Consider the following 23,880-nt stretch of genomic DNA (forward strand, 5'->3'; position numbering starts at 1 on the left):
TATATTCGCGACCTATGACTACACAAGATATTCTGGAGATAAAATCGCTTCTTGCTACTCCAAAAAAAATTGCAATTATACCTCATAAAAACCCAGATGGAGATGCTATTGGCTCTACTTTAGGGCTTTTACAATATTTGTTACAATTAAACCATAATGCAAAAGTTATTGCTCCAAATGATTTTCCAGATTTTTTAAAATGGCTACCAAAAGTAGAGACTATAGAAATTCATGAAACCGAAAAAGAAAAAACAGAAGCTTTTATAAATGAAGCAGACATAATTTTTACTTTAGATTTTAATGCTTTTCATAGAACTGGAAACATGGAAGCGCTCTTAGCTAATAGTAAAGGTTTAAAAATAATGATAGATCACCATCAACAACCAGACGATTATGCTAAATATATGTTTAGCGATGTATCTATGAGTTCTACTTGCGAGATGGTATATCACTTTATAGATAAACTAAATGCTTTAGATAAGTTAAATAATAATATAGCAACTTGCCTTTATGTTGGTATTATGACAGATACTGGTTCGTTTAGATTTCGCTCTACAACTAGTACTACGCATAGAATTATTGCTAATTTAATAGATAAAGGTGCCGATAATACACTAATACACAACAACGTTTACGATACTAATAGCTATAATCGTTTACAACTACTAGGTTGTGCTCTAAGTAATTTAAAAGTTCTACCAGAGTATAGAACTGCTTACATTACGCTTTCTCAACAAGAGTTACGTGACTTAGATTATAAAAAAGGAGACACCGAAGGATTTGTAAATTATGCCTTGTCTTTAAACAAAACCGTTTTAGCTGCTATTTTTATTGAAGACAAAAATCAAGGCATTATTAAAATATCTTTAAGATCTAAAGGCGATTTTTCTGTAAACGAAATGTCTCGTGCACACTTTGAAGGAGGAGGACATACTAATGCTGCTGGTGGAAAAAGCGACACCTCTTTAGAATCTACTGTTGAAAAATTTATTAGTATATTACCTGCTTATAGTAAAGCTCTAAATAATGAATAAACTTTTGCTTACATGCTTTATTTTTATAAGCTTATTCGCTTGTAAATCACCAGAAGCCAGAAAGCCAGAAACTGTAAAAACAGGCTCTTTTATTAAAGAATCTGCGATACGAAACAAAAAACTTTTAAAAGCTGAAGAAAAAGCTATCGAAAATTATATTAAAGCTCATGATAGCATGCAATTTAAAGCTTCAGAATATGGTTTTTGGGTATCTAAGGATTCTGTAGTAAACACTACAAACTCAATGACTCCTAAATTTGGAGATATTGTAAATTTCGATTTTAATCTTTCGGCATTAAATGGTCAAACTATTTATACTGCTTCAGAATTAAAAAATAGAAATTATGCTATGGATAAAGAGGAACTTTTTACAGGCTTAAGAGAAGGCCTAAAGTTAATGAAAGCTGGAGAAACATTTACTTTTATATTTCCTTCACAAAAAGCTTATGGCTATTATGGAGATGAAAACAAAATTGGTAGAAACACACCATTAATTAGTAAAGTCACAATAAATTCAATCACAACAAAAAAATAATTATTAAAAGATGAATAACATTAAACACACTATGAAACTTTTTATTATCGCCTTATTGGTAAGTATGAGTGCATTCTCTTGCCAAGATCAATATCCAGATTTAGAAGATGGATTGTATGCAGAAATTAACACTACAAAAGGTACAATGGTTGCTAAATTATTTTACAAAAAAGTACCAGTAACGGTTGCAAATTTTGTTGGTTTAGCTGAAGGAACACACCCTAAATTAGAAGATTCTTTAAAAGGAAAACCATTTTACGATGGTATCATTTTCCACAGAGTTATGAATAATTTTATGATTCAAAGTGGAGACCCAACCGGAACAGGAATGGGTAGTGCTGGCTATAAATTTTACAGTGAATTTGATAAAGATTTAAAACACGATAAGCCTGGTATTTTATCTATGGCTAATTCTGGTGGTTTAAATACTAACGGCTCTCAATTTTTTATAACTGAAGTACCATATGTAAGAGGAAATGCTTTTGGTGAAGATGGCAGTTTAAAAGATTGTAGCGCACGTGGTGTTAGTTGTCATGCGGTTTTTGGAGAATTAGTAAAAGGACTTGAAGTACAAGACTCTATTTCTAATGTACCAGTATCTGGAAGTAGAAACACAACACCTACAACAGATGTGGTAATTAATTCTTTAAAAATTATTAGAAAAGGTGCTGATGCAAAAGCATTTGATGCTGCAAAAGTATTTACAGAAAAAGAACCGCTTTTACCAAAACGTATTGAAGAAACTCTTAAAAAGCAAGAAGAAGAGGCTAAAGAAAAATCTAAAGTTGCCGCTCAAGATTTTATAAAAGCAAATGCAGACATGAAAGGTGAAGTTTTCGAGTCGCCAACAGGAATGGTTATGATTTTAGACAAAGCACCTAACGGAGCTAAACCAAAAAGCTCGGATACAGTATTAGTAAATTGCTCTGCTTACTTTATGAATGGCAACTTACTTTACACAACCTATGCAGAAGTTGCTAAAGAAATGAACCAATATAACGAGCAACAAGACAAAGGAGGAGCTTACAAGCCTTTCCCTTCAGTTTACAATGAGTCTGCAACTTTGGTTTCTGGATTTAGAGAAGCAATGTTAAAAATGAATGTTGGAGATAAAGCTAGAGTTTACGTTCCTAGTTATTTAGGTTATGGAGCTGCAGGTCGTGCGCCAAGAGTAGCACCAAATACCGATTTATATTTTGATATTGAAATAGAAGGTATTAAATAATAACTACTGTTATACCCAATACAAAAAAGCCTTTTAATTAATTTTAAAAGGCTTTTTATTTGCAATTATATAACTAAACAAAAAAGCACAACTTAAAATTGTGCTTTTTACTTTTTTATAAAAATTCTTTTACAAAAGAACGAATTACTTTTTAGGAATCTCTTTTAAAATTTCTAAAACAAATTTCCAATATTTTTGTGCTGAAGAAATTTGAGCTCTCTCATCTGGACTGTGAGCACCTTTAATGTTTGGTCCAAAACTAATCATTTCCATATCCGGATAGTTTTGACCAAGAATACCACATTCTAAACCAGCGTGACAAGCAGCAACATGAGCTTTTTCTCCATTCATCTTTTCGTATAAGCTATCTAAAACTTTTAAAATAGACGAATCCATATTTGGTGTCCAACCCGGATAATCACCAGATAATTCAACCTCACAACCTGTTAACTCAAAAGTTGCTCGTAGTGTATTGGCTAAATCAAATTTAGAACTTTCCACCGAGGAGCGAGTTAAGCAACCAATTTTAATGGCACCATCTTTTACAATAACACGTGCAACATTGTTAGAGGTTTCTACTAAGTCTTTAATATCTGCACTCATGCGATATACACCATTTAATGCCGCATAAATGGCACGCGTTAAACCTTCTTGAACGCCTAAATCCATTATTTTTTCTGGAGTATCTATTTTAGAAACAACAACTTCTAAATCAGGCTCCATAGTTTTTAATTCGGTTTTAATAGTGTTTGCTAGTTGTTGCATTTCAGTATTAAACGCTTCTTCATGCATAGCATCTATAGCTACTATTGCTTTACTTTCTCTTGGTATTGCGTTACGTAGGCTACCTCCATCAATTTCAGAAATACGTAAACCAAAGTTTTCAAAACCATCAAATAATAAACGGTTCATAATTTTATTAGCATTACCTAAACCTTCGTGTATTTGCATTCCAGAATGTCCACCTTGCAAACCTTTAACTGTAATTTGATAACCAATTTTAAACTCAGGTGTTTCTTCTTCTTCATAAGTTCTTGTTGCAGTTACATCTATTCCGCCGGCACAACCTACTCCTATTTCATCATCTTCTTCTGTGTCTAAATTTAGTAATATGCCTCCAGTTAATAATCCACCTTTTAAACCCATAGCACCAGTCATCCCTGTTTCTTCATCTATAGTAAAAAGCGCTTCAATAGCTGGATGTGCAATATCTGTACTTTCTAAAATGGCCATAATAGTGGCTACACCTAGTCCATTATCTGCACCTAATGTGGTACCTTTTGCACGAACCCAATCGCCATCTACGTACATTTCGATACCTTGAGTGTCAAAATCGAATTCTGTATCTGCATTTTTTTGGTGTACCATATCTAAATGAGATTGCATAACCACAGTTACGCGATCTTCCATACCTTTTGTTGCAGGCTTTTTAATAATAACATTTCCTACTTCATCTTCAATCGTTTCTAGACCTAGTTTTTCACCAAAATCTTTCATAAATGCAATTACACGCTCTTCCTTTTTAGAAGGTCTTGGCACTGCATTTAAGTCGGCAAATTTATTCCATAATTGTTTTGGTTCTAAGGCTCTTATTTCAGTATTCATTTTATAATTATTTTTATGAGTTGCTAAAGTACAAAAAAGACTTGTTGCGATATAAAAACCTAATAAGTCTAACAGAAAATTAACTATTTTTGAAGTATGCTGAAAAACAAAAAAATTCTAATTGCAGTTTCTATAATTCCTGCTTTTTTAATTATAAAATTACTCTCGCAATTTCCAGAGTTTGTAGAAACTTATTATAGTAAAGCTTTATATCCAATAGTTTCAAAACTGTTTAGATACACTTTAGGTTGGTTACCATTTTCTTTTGGAGACTTTATATATGTCTTTGCTATTATTTATATTATAAGATGGCTTATAATTAATAGAAAAAGAATGTATAAAGATGTAAAAAACTGGATTATAGACGTGTTTGCGGCTTTATCCATAATATACATTGCGTTTCATTTATTTTGGGCTATAAATTATTATCGATTACCATTACATAAAAACCTAAATTTAAAAGCAGATTATACTACAGAAGAACTTATTAATGTCACTAAAAATTTAATACAAAAATCTAATTTTATTCATTTAGAAATTGCAAAAAACGATACAATTAAAATTGAGTTTCCTTATTCTAAATCTAAAGTTATAGAACTTGTTCCTCAAGGTTATTCTGCATTACAAAAAACATTTCCACATTTAGAATATAATGGAGAAAGCATAAAAAAATCTCTACTAAGTATGCCTTTAACTTATATGGGTTTTAGTGGTTATTTAAATCCGTTAACCAACGAGGCTCAAGTAAATAGTTATATTCCTGTTTTTAAAATACCAACAACTGCATCTCACGAAGTGGCACACCAATTAGGTTATGCTGCAGAAAACGAAGCCAATTTTATAGGCTTTTTAGCTGCTACACACAATAAAGATGTTTATTTTAAATATTCTGGTTTTACATTTGGTTTACGCCATTGCCTTCATGAAATTTACAGAAGAAGTCCAGAGCAATATGAAGCTCTTGTAAAAACTATAAACCCAGGAATTTTAAAAAACTATCAAGAAGTTCGGGAATTTTGGGACGCCCATAAAAACCCAATAGAACCTTTATTTCAAAATACTTACAATACTTTTTTAGTAGCAAACAACCAAAAAGGAGGTATGAAAAGTTATAGTTATGTTGTTGCTTTGCTGGTAAATTACCTACAAAACAAAACACTTTAACATTTACAGTTTACAATAAAGCCATTGTAATGTACTATCTTTAAAACTTAATTTTCTTTTATATTTAATCATGATTAAAAATTATCTATTATTTATTTTTACGGTGTGTTTTTTAAGTCTTTCTGCACAAGAAAACATTCCAAAAAATGACGGTGTAAAAACGTTAAACACAAACTACACGGTATTAACTAACGCCAAAATCTATGTTTCTCCTACTCAAGTAATCGAGAAGGGAACTTTAGTGATTAAAGACGGTAAAATAGTTTCTGTTGGCAACGGTGTTTCAATTCCTAAAAATGCAGTAATTACAGATTTGTCTGGTAAAAGTATCTATCCATCTTTTATAGACTTATATTCTACTTTTGGCGTAGAAAAACCTAAAGGACCAGATAATAATTCTCGTCGTCCACAGTATGATGCAACTCGAGAAGGATATTACTGGAATGACCATATTAGAGCAGAACAAAATGCTATAGATTTATTTAAGTACGATACTGCAGAAGCTAAAAAGTTATTACAAGCTGGTTTTGGTGTTGTAAATACGCATATAGATGATGGTATTATTCGCGGAACAGGAACTTTAATTGCATTAAACTCTAATGGTACAGATGCAAATAGAATTCTTAAAGAACAGTCTGCACAATATTTAGGCACCCAAAAAAGCAAAACATCTAAACAAGCTTATCCTACTTCTATTATGGGCGCTTTTGCACTGCTGCGTCAAGTATATATGGATGCAAAATGGTACGCTACAGGAGCCGCAAAAGAAACAGATAGAACTTTAGAAGCTTTTAATAAAAATAAAAATCAAGTACAAATTATTGAAGCTGGGAGTAAAATGAACGCTTTACGCTTAGATAATATTGGAGATCAATTTAACACACAATATGTTTTTGTTGGTGGTGGTGATGAATATGAATATGTAAAAGAAATAAAAGCTACAAATGGAACTTTTATTTTACCCATTAATTTTCCAGATGCTTATGATATGGAAAATCCATTTTTAGCACAGTCTGTAGAATTATCAGATTTGCGTGAGTGGAACCAAAAACCATATAATCTAAAAATTTTAGCAGATAATAATGTACCGTTTGCATTATCAACCTATAAATTAAAAGAAGCAAAGGAGTTTATGCCTAATCTTTTAAAAGCAATTGAAGCTGGCTTATCTAAAGAAAAAGCATTAGCTGCTTTAACCACAATTCCTGCTAAAATTATTGGAAAAAGTAATGAAATAGGAACTTTAAAAACAGGTGCTTATGCAAACTTCCTTGTAACTTCTGGAGATATTTTTGATAAGAAAACAACTATTTATCAAAATTGGGTAACTGGTGTTAAAAACGAATTAAAAACAATAGATACTAAAGATATTAGAGGTAACTATACTTTTAATTTAAAAAACACAGATTACGAATTAACAATTAAAGGTGAACTTGAAAAACTAAAATCTGAAGTTAAAACTAATGATAAAAAATTAGGATCTAAAATTAGTTTTAACGACGACTGGTTAAACTTAACTTTCTCAACAACAGACACTACAAAGCAAGAATTTATTCGTTTAGTTGCAAATATTAAAGATACGTCTGTCTTAAATGGTAAAGCTATTTTTCCAAACGGAAATGACACCGTTTTTGTAGCTACAAAAAAAACAGATTCTAAATCTCAAGACAAAAAAGAAAAAGAAGATGATAAAAATGATAATGAACTAAAAGTCGATAAGTTTTATCCAGTAACCTATCCAAATATGGCTTATGGTTTTGAAAGTTTACCAAAACAAGAAACACTTTTATTTAAAAATGTTACTGTTTGGACTAATGAAGAAGAAGGAATTCTTAAAAATACCGATGTATTAATTAAAGATGGAAAAATTTCCAAAATAGGACAAAACTTAAATATATCTAATGCAAAAATAATAGACGGTAAAGGCAAACATTTAACAGCCGGAATTATAGACGAACATACACATATTGCCACTTCATCTGTTAACGAAGCCGGACACAATTCTACCGCCGAAGTAACACAAGAAGATGTTATAAATCCAGAAGACATTAATATCTACTATAATCTTTCCGGTGGCGTAACCTCTGCACAGGTGCTACATGGATCGGCAAATCCTATTGGTGGTCGTTCTGCTATTATTAAAATGAAATGGGGAGAAACAGCTAATAATCTTATTTACAAAAACTCACCAAAATTTATAAAATTTGCTTTAGGAGAAAATGTAAAACAAAGTAATTGGGGAAGTAATAATACCGTTCGTTTTCCACAAACAAGAATGGGTGTTGAACAAGTATATACAGATTACTTTCAGCGCGCGAAAGAATACGATGCTAAAAAGAAAAGCGGACAACCATACCGAAAGGATGTAGAAATGGAAGTTATTGCCGAAATTTTAAATAAAGAACGCTTTATTAGCTGCCACTCTTATGTACAAAGCGAAATTAATATGTTAATGAAAGTTGCCGAAAAATTTAACTTTAACATCAATACATTTACACACATTTTGGAAGGCTATAAAGTAGCCGATAAAATGAAAGCACATGGAGTAGGTGGCTCTACTTTTAGCGATTGGTGGGCATATAAATATGAAGTTAACGATGCCATACCAACTAATGCTGCAATAATGCATAATGCAGGCGTTACTGTAGCTATTAATAGTGATGACGGAGAAATGTCTAGACGCTTAAACCAAGAAGCAGCAAAATCTGTTAAATATGGAGATATTAGTGAAGAAGACGCTTGGAAATTTGTAACCTTAAATCCAGCAAAACTATTACATATAGACGACCGTGTTGGTAGTATTAAAGTTGGAAAAGATGCCGATGTCGTGTTATGGAGCGATCATCCGCTTTCAATTTATGCCAAAGCAGAAAAAACAATTATTGAAGGTGTTACATATTTTGATATTGATAGAGATAAACAATTACGAGAAGCTATCAAAAAAGAAAAAAATGAACTAACAAATTTAATGTTGCAAGCTAAAAACAAAGGCTTAAAAACTAAACCAATTGAGAAAAAAGAAAAAGAGCATTTTCATTGTGATACTAACTTCTAGTATTTCATAATTATACTTACTCTTACAATTGGATTAATTAAAATTATAAAATCATATTTTCAGATGAAAAATTTAAAATATAAAATATTAGCTTTTACTCTACTATTTTCAGTAGTTTTAATTGCTCAACAAACACCAGCTCCAAAACAAACCACTGCTATATCTATTGAAGGTGCTACTGCACACTTAGGAAATGGAAACGTAATTAAAAACTCGTTAATTATGTTTAACAATGGAAAAATAACTTTTGTTGGTAGTGCTATGATGAAAATAGCACGCCAAGGTAACGTTATACAAGCTCAAGGAAAGCATATTTATCCTGGTTTTATTGCTCCAAATTCTACTTTAGGTTTAGTAGAAGTTGATGCTGTACGTGCTAGTGACGATGTGGATGAAGTTGGAGCCATGAACCCACATATTAGAAGTCTAATTGCCTACAATACCGAATCTAAAGTAGTAGAATCTATGAGACCAAACGGTGTTTTATTAGGCCAAATAACACCTCGTGGAGGACGCATTTCGGGAACCTCATCTGTAGTACATTTTGATGCATGGAATTGGGAAGACGCAGCTATTAAAGAAGATGATGGCATACACTTAAATTGGCCAAATGCATTTTCTCGTGGCCGCTGGTGGCTTGGAGAACCTACAATGCTAAAAGAAAATAAAGATTATAAAAATGAAGTTGAAGAATTAACAACTTATTTTTTAAATAATAAAGCATACCAAGCGAGTAATAAATCTCCAAAACATTTACCTTTTGAAGCTCTGCAAGGTCTTATAGATGGTTCTAAAAAATTATACATTCATGTAGATGCAGAAAGAGGCATAACAGATGCTATTAATTTTGCAAAAGCAAACAACATTAAACATGTTGTTATTGTTGGTGGTTATGAAGCACATAAAGTAACAAGTTTATTAAAAGAAAATAATATTCCAGTATTGCTACAGCGAGTACACAGTAGACCAAAGAATGATGATGATGATTATGACTTGCCTTTTAAATTAGCCAACGAATTAGTAAATGCAGGAATATTAGTAGGTTTGGAAAATTCTGGTGACATGGAGCGTATGAATGCTAGAAACCTTCCTTTTTTAGCAGGAACTTGTGCAGCTTACGGATTAGATAAAGAGCAAGCCTTAAGCTTAATTACATATAATACTGCAAAAATATTAGGAATAGAAGACAAAGTTGGCTCTCTAGAAGTTGGTAAAGATGCTACTCTTTTTATAAGCGAAGGTGACGCCTTAGATATGCGAACAAATAAATTAGAAAAAGCTTATATTCAAGGTAGAGATATTAGTTTAGAATCTCACCAAACGGAGTTATACAAGCGCTATTCTAACAAGTATAAAAATTAAAATTATGAGACTTTTATTACTATTTTTATTACTGCCATTTATTAGTTTTTCTCAAAACAAAAAGAATAATACTAAAAATCAGCCATTGTTTATATCTACTATAGGGATTGATAATTCTTATTCAACTCAAAATAAACTCGATGTAGTTACAAATAGTATAAAAACAATTTCATATTCTACAAACAATTTTGACACTAGTAATTTTGTTGCTTTAACCAGCGAAAACAATAAGGTTTATAAGTTTTCGGAGTTAAGTTCTAAAATAGATTTAAGTCAAGCATTAGATAATGTTATGTTTACTGGAAACTTTTTTAATCCAAAAGAAACTCATTTTTCTTCTTTAATTAATACAAACCATTAACTATTGCTAAGATTACGTAATAAAAAAAGCGACCTATAGGTCGCTTTTTTTATTATAGTATATCACTCTATATTATTGTGCTACTGTAGCAGATTCTGGTTTTTTAAATGTTTCTGCTGAAAAAGCTTTACTTGATAATTTAACATCTGTAAACTGTAAATCGTTACGTTTTTTTACTGGTACATTATCTTCAACTATATACCATGTTAAAGTTTCAGGTAGTAAAATACCTTCTATAGTATGCCAGTTTCCATATTTAATAAATGACCATTTTTCACTTTTAGCCTGAGTTTTGTATGTTACTGTATATGCTAACCATTCCATTTTAAAAGTTTCAGCATTATAGTATAATATATACTCATCTTTAGAAGATGATCCAACACCATCATTATAACTAATTTTTATACCAGGATATTCTATGCCATCAAAAATTAACGGTTTAGCGGTTTCATAGTTAATACCATTATCTGCTAAAACAAAAGGCATAGTATGAAAATAAAACATTAAATTATAGTAAAAATTAGGGTTACCTTTATATTCCTCTTCTGCTTTACTATCTAACCATACATTAGAACCATTAAAACCTATAGTGTGGTTTTGCATTGTAATTAAAGATTCTCTAGATTTTAAGTTAACTTTTGTTACTTCTTTTCCTGTTGGTTTTGTTAAAGCGAACTCTAAAGCTTCCATTCTATTCCAATTATCTATTCCTCCGTGAGCTTCAAAAACTTTAGATAGTGCTTCTGGATAATTAGTTTTTGCTAATTCTGAAATTGCTTCAGTCTCCATTTTTGGTTTATCTTCAGTTTTTTTTGTTTCATTTTTACATGAAATAAAAAATAGCGCAATACCTAAGATGTACAATAAGTGTTTCATTTAAATTTGTTGTTTTTTTTAGTTTTTATTTAGTGTAATTTAATCTACAAAATTTGCCTTTTCTGGCTTTACAAACATTGAAGCATCTGGTGCTTTTTGCGTAATTTTTACGTTTGTAAAGACATTAGGAGATTTTGGTGTTGTTGGTTGGTTGTTTTCAAAACCATAACCTGTTATTGTACTTGGCATTAATAAGCCATTAACTTTTTGCCAATCGCCGTAACGTCTAAAATGTAATTCTTCAGTATCTATTCCTGGTACAAAGTTAACAGTATAACCTAACCATTCCATTATGTAAGTATCTGAATTATAATATAATACATAAATATCTTCTGGTGTAGCTCCTACTCCATTGTCGTAAGATATTTTTATTCCTGGATATGTTACACCTTCAAATGTAAGTGGTTCTGCATCAGAATATTTAATACCATCATCAGATAAAATAAAAGGCATTGTATAAAAATAAAACATTAAATTATAACCAAATTTTGGGTCGTAACCTTTATATCCTGTTTCTGTTTTATTTAATAACCATGGCTTTTCTCCATCGAAACCTATACTATAGTTTGGAGCATCTAACAATGCTTTTCTAGTATCTAAATCTGTAATAGTTACTTCTTCTCCACCGTCTTTATTTTGAGTGTATTCTAGAGATTTCATAGATTTCCATACATCTATTCCTCCATGAGCATTAAACACTTTAGTAAGGTTTTCTGGATAAACTGAAGTTGTAACGTCTAAAACTTCGTTTTTATAATCTGTTGTTTCTACTACTTCAGTTTTTTTATTCTCTTTACAAGCCGAAACTATAATTAGTAGAACTGCAGCAATAATGTAATTTTTCATCATTTAAATTTTTGTTGGTTTTTTTATCTGTCGTAAAACAAATCTAATGATTACAAAAAAAAGCTTCAGTGTTAACTGAAGCTTTTAACTTATATTTATGGAATTCTTATTCTACTATTAATTTTTTAATTATTTGATTATTATTTTGATTCACTTTCACAAAATAAACGCCTGCTTCAAGATTTTTTACATTAAGTTGAAGTGATTCTGTTATAGTATTTTTTATAACTATTTTTCCCTGAACATCAATTACCTCTACAAAAGCATCTTCTTTCGTAATATTATTTAGTTTAATATTTACAATACTATTTGATGGGTTTGGATATAGTGTAAAGCCATTAGTATTAAACTCATCTACAGATAATGGTTGTGCTATAAATTCGGTTTCAAAAGTATTAGTAATAACAGGAGCATTAAAATCGAAATAAATTTCTGCTGAATTTGGAATTACTGTGCCTATTGCATAACCTGCAGATGGTTTAATTTTAAAATATACGTAACCATTGCTTCCAAAATCATCTTGTGACTGTGCTGGTAAATTAATATTATCGAACACCCATGTTAATTGATTTCCGTTTTGCGTTAATACATAATCGTGTTTAGAATTTAACATTTGTAATGTACTAACATCTAATAATGGATCTACTGTATTTTCTATTCTAACATTTATAGCTTCGGCTGTTCCAATGTTTTGAAATCTAATTGTGTAATACAAATATTCGTCTGTTGTAATAAAACTATTATATACTATTTCACGCCCATGAGATTCTGTTATATCATTAGGATCGTAAGAGCCTATAACTTCTTGAGAAATTACTGAAATATTATTTTCTGGAACAACATCGTTACTTGCCGTAGAATATGTTGCAGAACTCGTTACAAATTCTCCTAAATTTATTGTTGGAGGTGTATATAATCTAAACCAAATAACTCTTGATTCTCCTGGTAAAAGATTTGTAAAATCTACTGTTGCTCCTGTTGCATTTGGTGTTACAGATACTTGCGAGCTAAAAGCTGTAGCGTCTACGTAATTTACTAGTGGATCGTGAATAAAAGTAACTGTTCCAGATGCTATTGTTGTGGAACCTAAATTTTCTATAACTAAGTCGTTCCAATAATTAAATCCTGGTCTTGGTGCACTAAATGGTATTAAATATACCGCTAAATCTTCGCATGGCATTTGTTGAGTTATAGGAAAATCTACTGTTATAGTACTTCCATTAGCAACAGAAACATTTTCAAATAAAGCTGTTGAAATTGTAAAGCAATTCTCGTAACCAGTATTAGTAGCAAAAGTAATATCGTACGTATTAGTTTCTACTTGATTAACAATTGTAAAACTTCCTGTATTAGATTCTACTGTATTTATACTAGCGTCATTATTTACCTCGTAAGTAAAAAATCCATTTGTAAATGGTGTATCTGTACCATTAAAAACACCATCATTATTATCATCTAAAAAAGCATTAACTTCAATAAAACCAATGTTTGCACTACAAAACACATCAAAATCTATAACATCGTTTTCGCAACCAATTACGGAGCCATCAGACTGTATATAAATTGTTGCAGTTGTTCCTGTTGTTGTAAATGTTAATCCTGTTAAGTCTCCATCATCGTTTAAACCATATGGATTATCTGCATTTAAGTTTGTTACGCCATCACTATCTAATACAATTAACTCATCAAAATTATTTTCGGTACTTCCAGAATTAAATACAATATATAGAGTTGAACCATCACTACTAGAAAAATTGTATTGTTGTGTTTCATTATTTATATAACAAAAAGTAGTATTTACAGCATTTCCTTGCGCACAATCTACTATTACATTTGGATCTGCTCTGGTAGTAAAACTTTCTGTAATACATGTTGTTGCATTACCGTTAGCGTTATAAGGTGTAATGGTTACAAAGTATTGTGTATTGTAGTTTAATGTTCCAACATTGTATGTATTTACGTTACCAACATCTAAATTATTTAAAACTACAGTGCCATCTGCTAATGCAACTGTTAAATAGTATCCTGTTACTAATCCTGTAGCTGGGCTCCATGTTAAATCTGTATTTTCATTTACATCTACTGCTAAATCTTGTGGCTCTATTAGTGAAGCATTACAGTTGGGAACTGCTGCTGTATCAAAACAAGTTACTACATAGTCTATTGATGTATAGCCATTGTCTTGACAGTTAATACTTAAATCTGAATCTACATAAATAGTTATAGAATCTCCAGAGGCAATAAATGTTAGGTTTGATACATCTCCAGAATTTCCATAAGGTGTAGCATTTAAATTTGTAACACCATCGCTATCTAAAACTATTAGCTCATCGTAATTATTTTCTACTTGTCCAGAAACAATAACTAATTGTAGCGGTGTACCATTAATACTTGTGTAAGTAAATTGTTGTGTATTATTATTAACGTAACAAAATGAGCTTGTAATTGGTTGTGCACAATCCACTAGCACCGGACAATTTTCTGTTACTAAATTAAAACTAGTAATTGCAGGACATACTATTTGACTTCCATTAAAATAACCCGACACATAAATAGTTTGAGAACCTGAAAGTGATGTATAAGCAGTTGGGTTCTGAATTTCATTTACATTATTAAATGCATCTTGTTGAGATTCGTAAAAACCTATAGTTAACGTGTTAGGATCTTCTCCATTAATTATTTCTGGTAATGTAGTTGTTAAATCGAAAACTGCATTTCCATCACAAGCAATTAAATCTTGTGGTGTTCCTATTGCAAAAACAGTTCCCACTCCTACATTTACAGAATCGCTATTTGTACAACCTGTAAGAGGATTAGTTATTGTAACAGTATATGTACCAGCTGTTGTTACAACAATTTCTTGAGAAGTTTCTCCAGTACTCCATTGAAAAACATAATTAGCATCATTAGTATTAGGGTTTAAAACTATTGATGTACCATCGCAAATTGAATAATCTCCATTAAAATTTATAGTTGGTAATGGATTTACATTTAAACTGATAGTAGTAAACACATATTCACCTGTAGAAGTTTCTGTTACTCCTGCATAAATAATAGGAATATTAGGACTGTAACTGTAAGTAGAAGGATTTGTAATGGCATTAGTTTGTAATATTGCATCATCGTAAACCTCATAATAAGCAACAGTATAATCACTTGCAATAACACTACTTAAAATATCTGGATTAGCTGTTGTTAAATCGAACATAACAACTCCAGTGGCAGAACCATCACATGCATCAAGACTTGTTTCATTAATTTGAAAAGGCACATACTCTGTTAATAGTTGTAATGGTACAGTGGCAGAACAATTATCATAAGTACTCTCAACTCTTGCATAAACAGTTTGATAATTTTGTACAATATTTGTGTACGGAGAGCTTAATGCATTTGTATTATTATCTGCATCAACCTGCGTTTCGTGATAAGTTACTATATAATTTGGAACGCCTCCAGTAATCTCATTATCTTTTAAATGCAGGTCAAAAGGAGTAAAACCATCATTATCTGGATCTGCAGCAATTAAAGGTGTTGGTTGCACAACTTGTAATTCGTTTACATATAAATAAAGTTCACTACTTACATTTACACATCCAGAATTTGGATCTTCAATTCTTATAGTAATTGTTTGGTAATATGGTGAATTAAAATTCTCGTAATATGTTGGGTTTGTTATTGGATTAGTATTTGCAACAGCATCGTTAGAACTTTCAAAATAAGAGACTAATAAACTTGAATTTCCATTGGTAATCTGACTTTCGAAAATAGTTAAATCAAAAACACCAACACCATTTCCATAGCCACAAGTCTCCATATCAAAAGCTAGTGGATTTATATTTAGTGAGTTCACTATCAAATTATACGTCACTACATTAGAAACACAGTTTCCTGAAGTAGAATTTACTACAGCATAAATTGTTTGCGGATTTGTATAATTTGTAAAAGGACTTGAAAGCGGATTCACTTGTGCATCAGCATCAGCTTGAGTTAAGTAATATAAAACAATAAAACTATTAGGATCTTGACCTCCAAGAATTTGTTGATTCATTATGGTCAAGTCAAATTCGGCAAAACCATCACCATCGTTGTCACATATTTCATAATCACTAGGTTGGTTTGCATTAGGAGTTAAAAGAACTGTAAAAGTTTCTGAACTCGTTACTGGCTGAGTTCCACTTGTTGTATACTCAATAGTATAAGTACCTCCAGATATTGCATTAGTTACTGTTCCAGTGGTTGCATCTATAACTGCACCATCTGTTGGTGTAGGATTAAAAGTAAAAGTACCTCCAGATTCTCCAGTAATGTTCACCACCGCACCATCGCAAGTTGGTGATATTTGGAAAGATGCATTTTGAGCATAAATTATTGAAGATATTAGTAATGAAAATAAAACGAATAGTAATTGTTTTTTCATGATAGCGTGGTTATGTTGGTTAATTATTAATAAAACAATTAAAAAGTAAATATTCCTACTTATTCATATTTTAAAAGATTTAAAATACATGCATATTTTATGTATAAACAATAGATTTAGCTTAAATTTGTTTCTTCCTATAAATATACAGATATTATTTCTTTAATGATTGATAAACAAATAAATAGCACCCAAAACACATTAGTAAAACAAATAGTTTTATTAAAAGATAAATCTCGCGAACGTAAAAAAACTGGATTGTTTGTAATTGAAGGTGCTCGTGAAATGGAATTAGCTACAAAAGGCAATTACAAGATTAAAACTATTATGTTTTATGCTGAATTATTTAATATCGAAAATTTAAAAACACTTAATATTGGTAATGCAGAAGTTATAGAAATTAGCAAAGAAGTTTACCAAAAAATAGCTTACAGAGAAACTACCGAAGGTATTATTGCTATAGCAGAAAGTAAAACAAACACTATTGAAGCCTTAAGTTTTAAAAATAACAATCCGTTAATTTTAATTGCTGAAGCTCCCGAAAAACCAGGAAATATAGGTGCTATTTTACGTACTGCAGATGCTGCAAATGTAGATGCTGTAATTATTGCAAATCCTAAAACCGATTTATACAACCCAAACATAATTCGATCTAGTGTGGGTTGTTTATTTACCAACCAAATTGCAACAGGTTCTACTCAAGATATAATTGCTTTTCTTAAAGCTAAAAACATTAATATATATTCTGCAATTTTACAAGAATCTCAAGACTACCATAAGCAAGATTACACGCAACCAACTGCAATTGTTGTTGGTACAGAAGCTACAGGTTTAAGCCAAGCGTGGAGGCAAGCTGCAAAACAAAACATCAGTATACCAATGCAAGGCGCTATAGACTCTATGAATGTATCTGTAGCAGCTGGAATTTTAATATTTGAAGCTAAGAGACAACGCGATTTTAAATAAAAACTTATAAATTAATTTATATTTAAAAATCACCAAACACCTCTATTTTAATACTTTTAATATAATAAACTGTATTTTTAAACATGACAGAAACCACTTTATTCTATATACTTATTGCAATTTTAATTATTAGTTTTTGTGTTGACCAAATATTAGATTTACTAAATGCTAAGCATTATAACGATGCTATACCAGAAGAGCTAAAAGATGTTTACAATACAGAAGAGTACCAAAAATCTCAGAATTACAAAAAAACAAATTACAAGTTCTCTATAGTAACAGCGTCCTTTTCCTTAATTACAACTTTAGCTTTTTTCATTTTAGACGGCTTTGCCTTTGTAGATGCTTTGGCTCGTAATTTCACATCAAACAATATTATAATAACACTTATATTTTTTGGCATTATTATGCTAGGAAGCGATGTACTTGCCACACCGTTTACATATTATAAAACCTTTGTAATTGAAGAAAAATTTGGCTTTAATAAAACCACAAAAAAACTATTTATTCTAGATAAGTTAAAAAGTTGGTTAATGGGCATTGTTGTTGGCGGTAGTATTTTAACCTTATTAGTTTTATTTTACCAAATATCCGGGCAATATTTTTGGCTATACGCTTGGGTTTTAATTGGAGTCTTTACTTTATTTGTTAATCTGTTTTACTCCCGATTAATTGTTCCTTTATTTAACAAGCAAACGCCTTTAGAGTCCGGCAATTTACGTGATGCTATTTCTAGGTATGCAGAACATGTAGGCTTTAATTTAGATAAAATTTTTGTTATAGATGGCTCTAAACGAAGTACAAAAGCTAATGCCTATTTTTCTGGTTTTGGTAGTGAGAAAAGAGTAACACTATACGATACTTTAATTAAAGATTTAGAAGAGGAAGAAATAGTTGCCGTTTTAGCACACGAAGTTGGACACTATAAAAAGAAACACATTATTTTTAATCTTGTAACCTCTTTACTACTTACTGGTTTAATGTTGTATGTATTATCGTTATTAATTGGCAATCCATTACTTTCTCAAGCATTAGGTGTAGCACAACCTAGTTTTCATATTGGTTTAATTGCCTTTGGTATTTTATATTCTCCAATATCTACAATTACTGGTTTAATTATGAATTGGTTTTCAAGAAAATTTGAATATCAGGCAGACGATTATGCAAAAAAAACATACAAAGCAGAACCTTTAATTACTTCGCTTAAAAAACTATCTAAAAATAGTTTAAGCAATTTAACACCGCATCCTGCATACGTTTTTATGCATTATTCGCATCCAACTTTGTTAGAGCGTTTTAGAAACTTAAAACAATAGACTAATTTGACATTGTTAAAATTAATAGATAACTTCGTTTATCGAATGATATAAAACATTTAAACGATTTTATATCAATGAAGCATTAGCTTTAATACACAAGGGCATTACAAAACCGGCAAATTTCTGAAATATAAGCAATCGTATTTGAATAAAAGTAAATTATACTTATAAGATGAACGCAACCTTTTAAGAGTTTTCGCATCTTAAATATAAGAACCAAAAAAAATAAATTATGAGAAAATTACTTTCAATTATTTCAATTACAGTTTTATTCACTTTTATGAGTTGTAATAATGATGACAATTTGTTAGCATCAACTACTCAAAACTCAATAGATGTATATGTTGCTGGACAAAAAGAGGCAAACGCTACTTATTGGAAAAACAACTCAGAAATAACCCTCAATAATGGAGGACTTAATAATACTATTGCTTCAAAAATTATATATCAAAACGATAATGTATATGTTTTTGGAAGAGATAATTCTTTTCAATTGTTTGACAACAATTTTTTATTTTGGAAAAACGGCAACTTAACCAATTTAAATGATGAATTTCAAGAAGCAGATTATGAAGTAGAATTCATAACAGATATGTTAATTGTAGGCGACGATGAATATTTTTTAGGATATTTAAAGAATATATCAAATCCGTCAACTTATGATTTAGTTTATTGGGTAAATGGTGTTAAAACGGTTATTCTTGAAAATTGTATTTTTAGACATCAACAATCTTCTATCAAAATAGTTAATGATGATATTTACATTTTTTCAAAAAACGATAATAATAAGTTAGGTGTTTTTATCAACAATAGTTTTAATCCAATTGACTCAGGTTACTTAGCATATGATATGATAACAAATGAAAGTGAAATCTTTACATATGGTTCTATTATAGGAAGTGTTGATGTTACAGGTTTTTACAAAAATATTATCACAGGCTCAGAAATATCTAGCCCAGTTTCTATTATAGGCTTAACTTTTGATTCAAGCGATATCTATACTATAGTTAATTATGATAATGTTAGTTGGCGTAGAGAAATTAAGAAAAATAATGATTCTTATTATATTTCACCAGAAGGTTTTGAATCACATATTGTTGATTTAAAAGTAGTAGATGGCAATGTATATACAATAGTCAGAGAATTAATTTCAGCTAATTACGGTCCTAATAAATTATTAATTAATAATGAAGCTGAATTAGTTTTAGATGAAGGTCCTTCAAACTTTTTAAACAGCATATATGTTGTAGAAAATTAAGGATTGAAAAAAACACTGAAAGTACTAAAGCTAACAATGGCTATAAGTAATTGCTTGTTCTCGCCTACTTTGGAAATTCCTTCGGAATTTCCAACTTGGTGTGTACTTGCATAGTTAAGTGATAACCCACGCAACTAATCATAGCCGAGACCGATAAACGAACTTTTAAAATTCAAATAAAAAAGCACAGTCTTAAACTGTGCTTTTTTATTTATATTATAATTAGTTATACTAGTTACTTTCTCCTAACCAAGCATTCATCATCCAAACTGTTTTTTCCTGTTCAGAAATAAAGTCACTCATCATAGAACTTGTACCTTCATCGTTTGCATCTCCAGATTTATCTAAAATTAGCCTTTCAATTTGCAATAATTCTGATAAAGAGTTTACAATTAATTGTACAGCGTCTTCGTCTTTAGAAATATTTTTTCCAACAGGTACTTTTGCTGTATTAATATAATCTTCAAAAGTATGTAAAGGTGTCTCGCCTAAAGTTAAAATACGCTCGGCTAATGCATCTACCTTCATATTTGCATCTGTGTATAATTCTTCAAATTTAACATGTAAATCGAAAAAATTCTTTCCTTTTATATTCCAGTGGATACCTCTTAAATTTTGGTAATAGGTCTGGAAATTTGCAAGTAAATTATTTAAATCTCCAGCTATATCTTTTGCTTTATTTGTTTCTAATCCTAAACTATTTAGTTTCATAATTTCTTATTTTCTATGTTATTATTTGCTTAAACAAAGTTACCAAGAAAATAAATGTTAATTATTATAAATTTTATTGATACATTTTATATTTTTATAGTTTAAAACTATATAAATGACCATAACACAACTATCATATGTTCTTGCGGTTGCAGAACACCAAAACTTTACAAAAGCTGCCGAAAAATGCTTTGTAACACAGCCTACATTAAGTATGCAAATACAAAAATTAGAAGACCAATTAGATATTTTAATTTTTGATAGAAGTAAAAAACCAATAGAACTAACCGAAGTTGGAAAAAAAATAGTTAGCCAAGCAAAAAATATTGTAAACGAGTCGCATAGAATACAAGATATTGTAGACCAACAAAAAGGTTTTATAGGTGGCGAATTTAAATTAGGTATTATACCTACGGTTATGCCTACACTTTTACCAATGTTTTTAAAAACGTTTGTAAAAAAGTACCCAAAAGTTAAGCTTAAAATAGAAGAGCTTACTACCGAAGATATAATTACAAAAATTAACGATGGCCATTTAGATGCTGCTATTGCTGCAACTCCTTTAGAAAACGATTCTATTAAAGAACGTGTATTATATTTTGAACCTTTTATGGCTTATATACCTCAAAGTCATCGTTTAAGCACAAAAAAAACAATTACTACAGACGATTTAGATATTGATGACATGTTACTTCTTGAAGATGGGCATTGCTTTAGAGATGGTGTAATTAATTTATGTCGTGTATTTAAGGATCATAACGATGATAGTTTTCAATTAGAAAGTGGTAGTATTGAGACATTAATTAAACTTTCTAACGAAGGTTTAGGCATGACACTCCTACCGTATTTACATACTTTAGATATTAGCGAAAAAACACGAAATAATTTAAAACCATTTAGCGCACCTTCTCCAGCAAGAGAGGTAAGTATTATTTACCATAAAAGTGAACTAAAAATGCAAATTATAGAAGCGCTACAAGATGTAATTTCTGGAATTATTAGAGGTGCTATTACATTTCAAAATGTACAAATAATTAGTCCTATTGCTAAATAATTTAAACTTAAGCATATAAAAAAAGCGACTATTAAAGTCGCTTTTTTTTATATAAGACTACAACTTATAAGGCAAAATTAACATAAACCGAAATACGTTGTTTTGACTCTACATTATCACCAAACAAACTTTGGCTTAATGGCAATGTATAACTGGCTCCAAAAATAAATTTTTCGATTGCTAATTCGGAACCAAAAGAGGCATTAACTATAGTTCCATCTGTATCTTTTAATGCTTCTCCATACTGCTCAATTTCATTATAAACATCTCCCGAGATGCCTACAAATGGCATAATATTCATTTTCTGTGTAGAGAAAGCCCTAAAAACATTTACCGAATAGCTTAACTGATTGCCAAACTGGTAATTGTTTTTATTTTCTCCTTTTAAATAATAACTTATTAATGTGTTTACACCATACTTGTTCCCTCCGTAATTATAGCCTAAAGAAAAAATTCCATCTACACTTCCTGTTCCAACTTGAAAACCTGGATTTACATTATCCGATAATCTTTGTTCAAACTTTCCTGTAGGTAGTTTTACACCTACACCAAACTGTAAAGAGTGACCTGAAGCTATTTTTTCGTTATTAAAGTCTACAGTATTTTCGTCTTGTTTTTTATAAAATGGTAATTTATACCAACCTATAAGGCTAGCGTCTCCAATACCATTTATATTTTCTTTTACATTATTAAAGTCTCTTGTTAAGTCTTGATAAGGTAAATTTGCAGACACATAAAAAGAATTATTTATAGGTATTTGTGCCCATAATTGGTAAGTATTAAAACTTTCCTTACTAATTGGAGAGTTTTCAAAAATACCGTTTTTAGATTCAAAATTTTGATAAATATATCTTACACCTACAAAATTTGCATTACTTAATGTACCAAATCCAAAACTTCCACTACTTGTAGAACAACCACATAAATCACAAAAAAAAGAAAATGTTTCGTGGTTACTACAACTACCTTTTTTCTCGTGTGCTTCACTATTATTTGTTATTAAAAAAACAAATAAAGTTAATACTACTATTTTTTTAAAATTCTGCAAATCTTTCATCTTCTAAAAATTCATAATCTGTTAATGTTTTCAAGAAAGCGATTATACTTTCTTTTTCGTAATCCGAAAGGTCTATACCATAACTACCGTCCGCTTTTAGTAATGATGCATCTACATTACCATTATCTGCAAGTCCTGAATCGTAAAAATTTAAAACAGCTTCTAATGTCGCAAATCTACCATCGTGCATGTATGGATAAGTTACTTCTACGTTACGTAAACTTGGCACTTTAAATTTGTACAAATCGTCTGGATTGTTTCCTATCTCATAACGTCCTAAATCGTTTAGCTGCGGATTAATAGATAAACCATTATTTCTAAAACTCTGGTCTGTAAACAAATCTGTAGCGTGACATGACGCGCATTTAGCTTCAAATGTATTTAAACCATCTTGTTCTATTAATGTAAGTGTTGTATTCTCTTCGTTTCTAACATATTTATCGTACTTAGAGTTAGAAGAGACCATTACCAACATAAATTGAGATAAGGCTTTTAATATATTTTCTGAACTAACTTCTCCATCATCAAAAGCACGAGCAAATTGCTCTTGGTAATAAGAATCTGAGCTTAGTTTTTGTACCACATTACTTAATGTCTCTCCCATTTCAACTTCACTCGTTATGGGAATTATAGGCTGCAAATCTAAATGCGTTGCAGAGCCATTCCACATAAATGAAGTTTGATATGCCATATTTTGAATGGGCTGTGCGTTTCTAAAACCTATACCGCCATTAACGCCATGGCTTAAATTATGTCCATGATGTGTAAAAGCAAAAGCTTGTTCGTGACAAAAAGCACAAGCTATAGCATTGTTAGAAGACAATCTACCTTCGTAAAATAGTTTCTTACCAAGTTCTACACCAGCATCGGTAAGAGGATTATTGTCTAAATTATAAGTGATTTCTGGGAAGTTTGAAGGCCAATCTACCGTTAAAGGGACCGCTTCGTAAGTTGCTATATTTTCAGAATTAGAGCACGAAAACAACACCAAAATACTTATAAAAAAAATAATTATTTTTTTCATAATTATTGTTA

General features: G+C 30.5%; 18 protein-coding genes. 11 read left to right on the top strand and 7 right to left on the bottom strand.

The features are described 5' to 3' along the window. Nucleotides 1-14 precede the first annotated feature (14 nt). Genes BWR22_RS10915 through BWR22_RS10925 form a run of 3 tightly spaced genes read left to right on the top strand, consistent with a single transcriptional unit; the run spans nt 15 to nt 2,794 of the window. On the top strand, nt 15-1,034 hold the full coding sequence (locus tag BWR22_RS10915; protein WP_076733706.1) for a DHH family phosphoesterase: 1,020 nt from the start codon (nt 15-17) through the stop codon (nt 1,032-1,034). Then, entirely contained in the window at nt 1,027-1,569 is a 543-nt protein-coding gene (gldI, locus tag BWR22_RS10920; RefSeq protein ID WP_076733707.1) for a gliding motility-associated peptidyl-prolyl isomerase GldI, read from the top strand. Before BWR22_RS10915 ends, gldI begins: the two co-directional genes overlap by 8 nt. Nucleotides 1,570-1,600: 31 nt before the next feature. Further along, entirely contained in the window at nt 1,601-2,794 is a 1,194-nt protein-coding gene (locus tag BWR22_RS10925; protein WP_076733708.1) for a peptidylprolyl isomerase, read from the top strand. Between the two features lie 144 nt (nt 2,795-2,938). On the opposite strand, the gene BWR22_RS10930 is transcribed toward BWR22_RS10925, so the two are convergent. Further along, nucleotides 2,939-4,399, bottom strand: coding sequence for an aminoacyl-histidine dipeptidase (locus BWR22_RS10930; RefSeq protein ID WP_076733709.1), 1,461 nt, complete (start codon nt 4,397-4,399; stop codon nt 2,939-2,941). A gap of 96 nt (nt 4,400-4,495) precedes the next feature. On the opposite strand from BWR22_RS10930, the gene BWR22_RS10935 reads away from it, so the two are divergent. From BWR22_RS10935 to BWR22_RS10950, 4 genes are all read left to right on the top strand, one after another. Continuing rightward, the gene (locus BWR22_RS10935) at nt 4,496-5,563 is read left to right on the top strand and encodes a DUF3810 domain-containing protein (RefSeq protein WP_076733710.1); all 1,068 of its coding nucleotides are present in this window, start codon (nt 4,496-4,498) and stop codon (nt 5,561-5,563) included. Between the two features lie 70 nt (nt 5,564-5,633). Then, nucleotides 5,634-8,618, top strand: coding sequence for an amidohydrolase family protein (locus BWR22_RS10940; RefSeq protein ID WP_076733711.1), 2,985 nt, complete (start codon nt 5,634-5,636; stop codon nt 8,616-8,618). Nucleotides 8,619-8,681: 63 nt separating this feature from the next. Continuing rightward, nucleotides 8,682-9,980 carry an amidohydrolase family protein gene (locus BWR22_RS10945; RefSeq protein ID WP_076733712.1) on the top strand — a complete coding sequence of 433 codons (1,299 nt, stop codon included), beginning with the start codon at nt 8,682-8,684 and terminating at the stop codon, nt 9,978-9,980. A 4-nt stretch (nt 9,981-9,984) separates the two neighbouring features. Next, on the top strand, nt 9,985-10,341 hold the full coding sequence (locus BWR22_RS10950) for a hypothetical protein (protein WP_076733713.1): 357 nt from the start codon (nt 9,985-9,987) through the stop codon (nt 10,339-10,341). Nucleotides 10,342-10,413: 72 nt separating this feature from the next. On the opposite strand, the gene BWR22_RS10955 is transcribed toward BWR22_RS10950, so the two are convergent. From BWR22_RS10955 to BWR22_RS10965, 3 genes are all read right to left on the bottom strand, one after another. After that, entirely contained in the window at nt 10,414-11,217 is an 804-nt protein-coding gene (locus BWR22_RS10955; protein WP_076733714.1) for a DUF6503 family protein, read from the bottom strand. Between the two features lie 39 nt (nt 11,218-11,256). Continuing rightward, on the bottom strand, nt 11,257-12,066 hold the full coding sequence (locus tag BWR22_RS10960) for a DUF6503 family protein (protein WP_083678291.1): 810 nt from the start codon (nt 12,064-12,066) through the stop codon (nt 11,257-11,259). A 103-nt stretch (nt 12,067-12,169) separates the two neighbouring features. Continuing rightward, entirely contained in the window at nt 12,170-16,480 is a 4,311-nt protein-coding gene (locus BWR22_RS10965) for a T9SS type A sorting domain-containing protein (protein ID WP_076733715.1), read from the bottom strand. Between the two features lie 165 nt (nt 16,481-16,645). On the opposite strand from BWR22_RS10965, the gene BWR22_RS10970 reads away from it, so the two are divergent. The 3 genes from BWR22_RS10970 to BWR22_RS10980 all read left to right on the top strand — a co-directional run bounded on the left by BWR22_RS10970 (nt 16,646) and on the right by BWR22_RS10980 (nt 20,023). Then, on the top strand, nt 16,646-17,446 hold the full coding sequence (locus tag BWR22_RS10970) for a TrmH family RNA methyltransferase (protein ID WP_198033375.1): 801 nt from the start codon (nt 16,646-16,648) through the stop codon (nt 17,444-17,446). A gap of 83 nt (nt 17,447-17,529) precedes the next feature. Then, complete coding sequence (locus tag BWR22_RS10975; protein ID WP_076733716.1) at nt 17,530-18,762, top strand: M48 family metallopeptidase; 1,233 nt, start codon at nt 17,530-17,532, stop codon at nt 18,760-18,762. Nucleotides 18,763-18,997: 235 nt separating this feature from the next. Next, nucleotides 18,998-20,023 (top strand): hypothetical protein, encoded by a 1,026-nt coding sequence (locus tag BWR22_RS10980; RefSeq protein WP_076733717.1) that lies wholly within the window; start codon nt 18,998-19,000, stop codon nt 20,021-20,023. Between the two features lie 231 nt (nt 20,024-20,254). On the opposite strand, the gene BWR22_RS10985 is transcribed toward BWR22_RS10980, so the two are convergent. Further along, nucleotides 20,255-20,734 (bottom strand): Dps family protein, encoded by a 480-nt coding sequence (locus BWR22_RS10985; protein ID WP_076733718.1) that lies wholly within the window; start codon nt 20,732-20,734, stop codon nt 20,255-20,257. Between the two features lie 115 nt (nt 20,735-20,849). On the opposite strand from BWR22_RS10985, the gene BWR22_RS10990 reads away from it, so the two are divergent. Beyond that, complete coding sequence (locus tag BWR22_RS10990; protein ID WP_076733719.1) at nt 20,850-21,788, top strand: LysR substrate-binding domain-containing protein; 939 nt, start codon at nt 20,850-20,852, stop codon at nt 21,786-21,788. Between the two features lie 64 nt (nt 21,789-21,852). Here BWR22_RS10990 and BWR22_RS10995 read toward each other — a convergent pair whose 3' ends face one another. Beyond that, on the bottom strand, nt 21,853-22,845 hold the full coding sequence (locus tag BWR22_RS10995; protein ID WP_394333220.1) for a transporter family protein: 993 nt from the start codon (nt 22,843-22,845) through the stop codon (nt 21,853-21,855). Then, the gene (locus tag BWR22_RS11000) at nt 22,823-23,869 is read right to left on the bottom strand and encodes a cytochrome-c peroxidase (protein ID WP_076733720.1); all 1,047 of its coding nucleotides are present in this window, start codon (nt 23,867-23,869) and stop codon (nt 22,823-22,825) included. The genes BWR22_RS10995 and BWR22_RS11000 overlap by 23 nt, the downstream gene beginning before the upstream one ends. Nucleotides 23,870-23,880: the final 11 nt, after the last annotated feature.

Source organism: Lacinutrix venerupis, assembly GCF_001971745.1.
Taxonomy (GTDB): Bacteria; Bacteroidota; Bacteroidia; order Flavobacteriales; family Flavobacteriaceae; genus Lacinutrix; species Lacinutrix venerupis.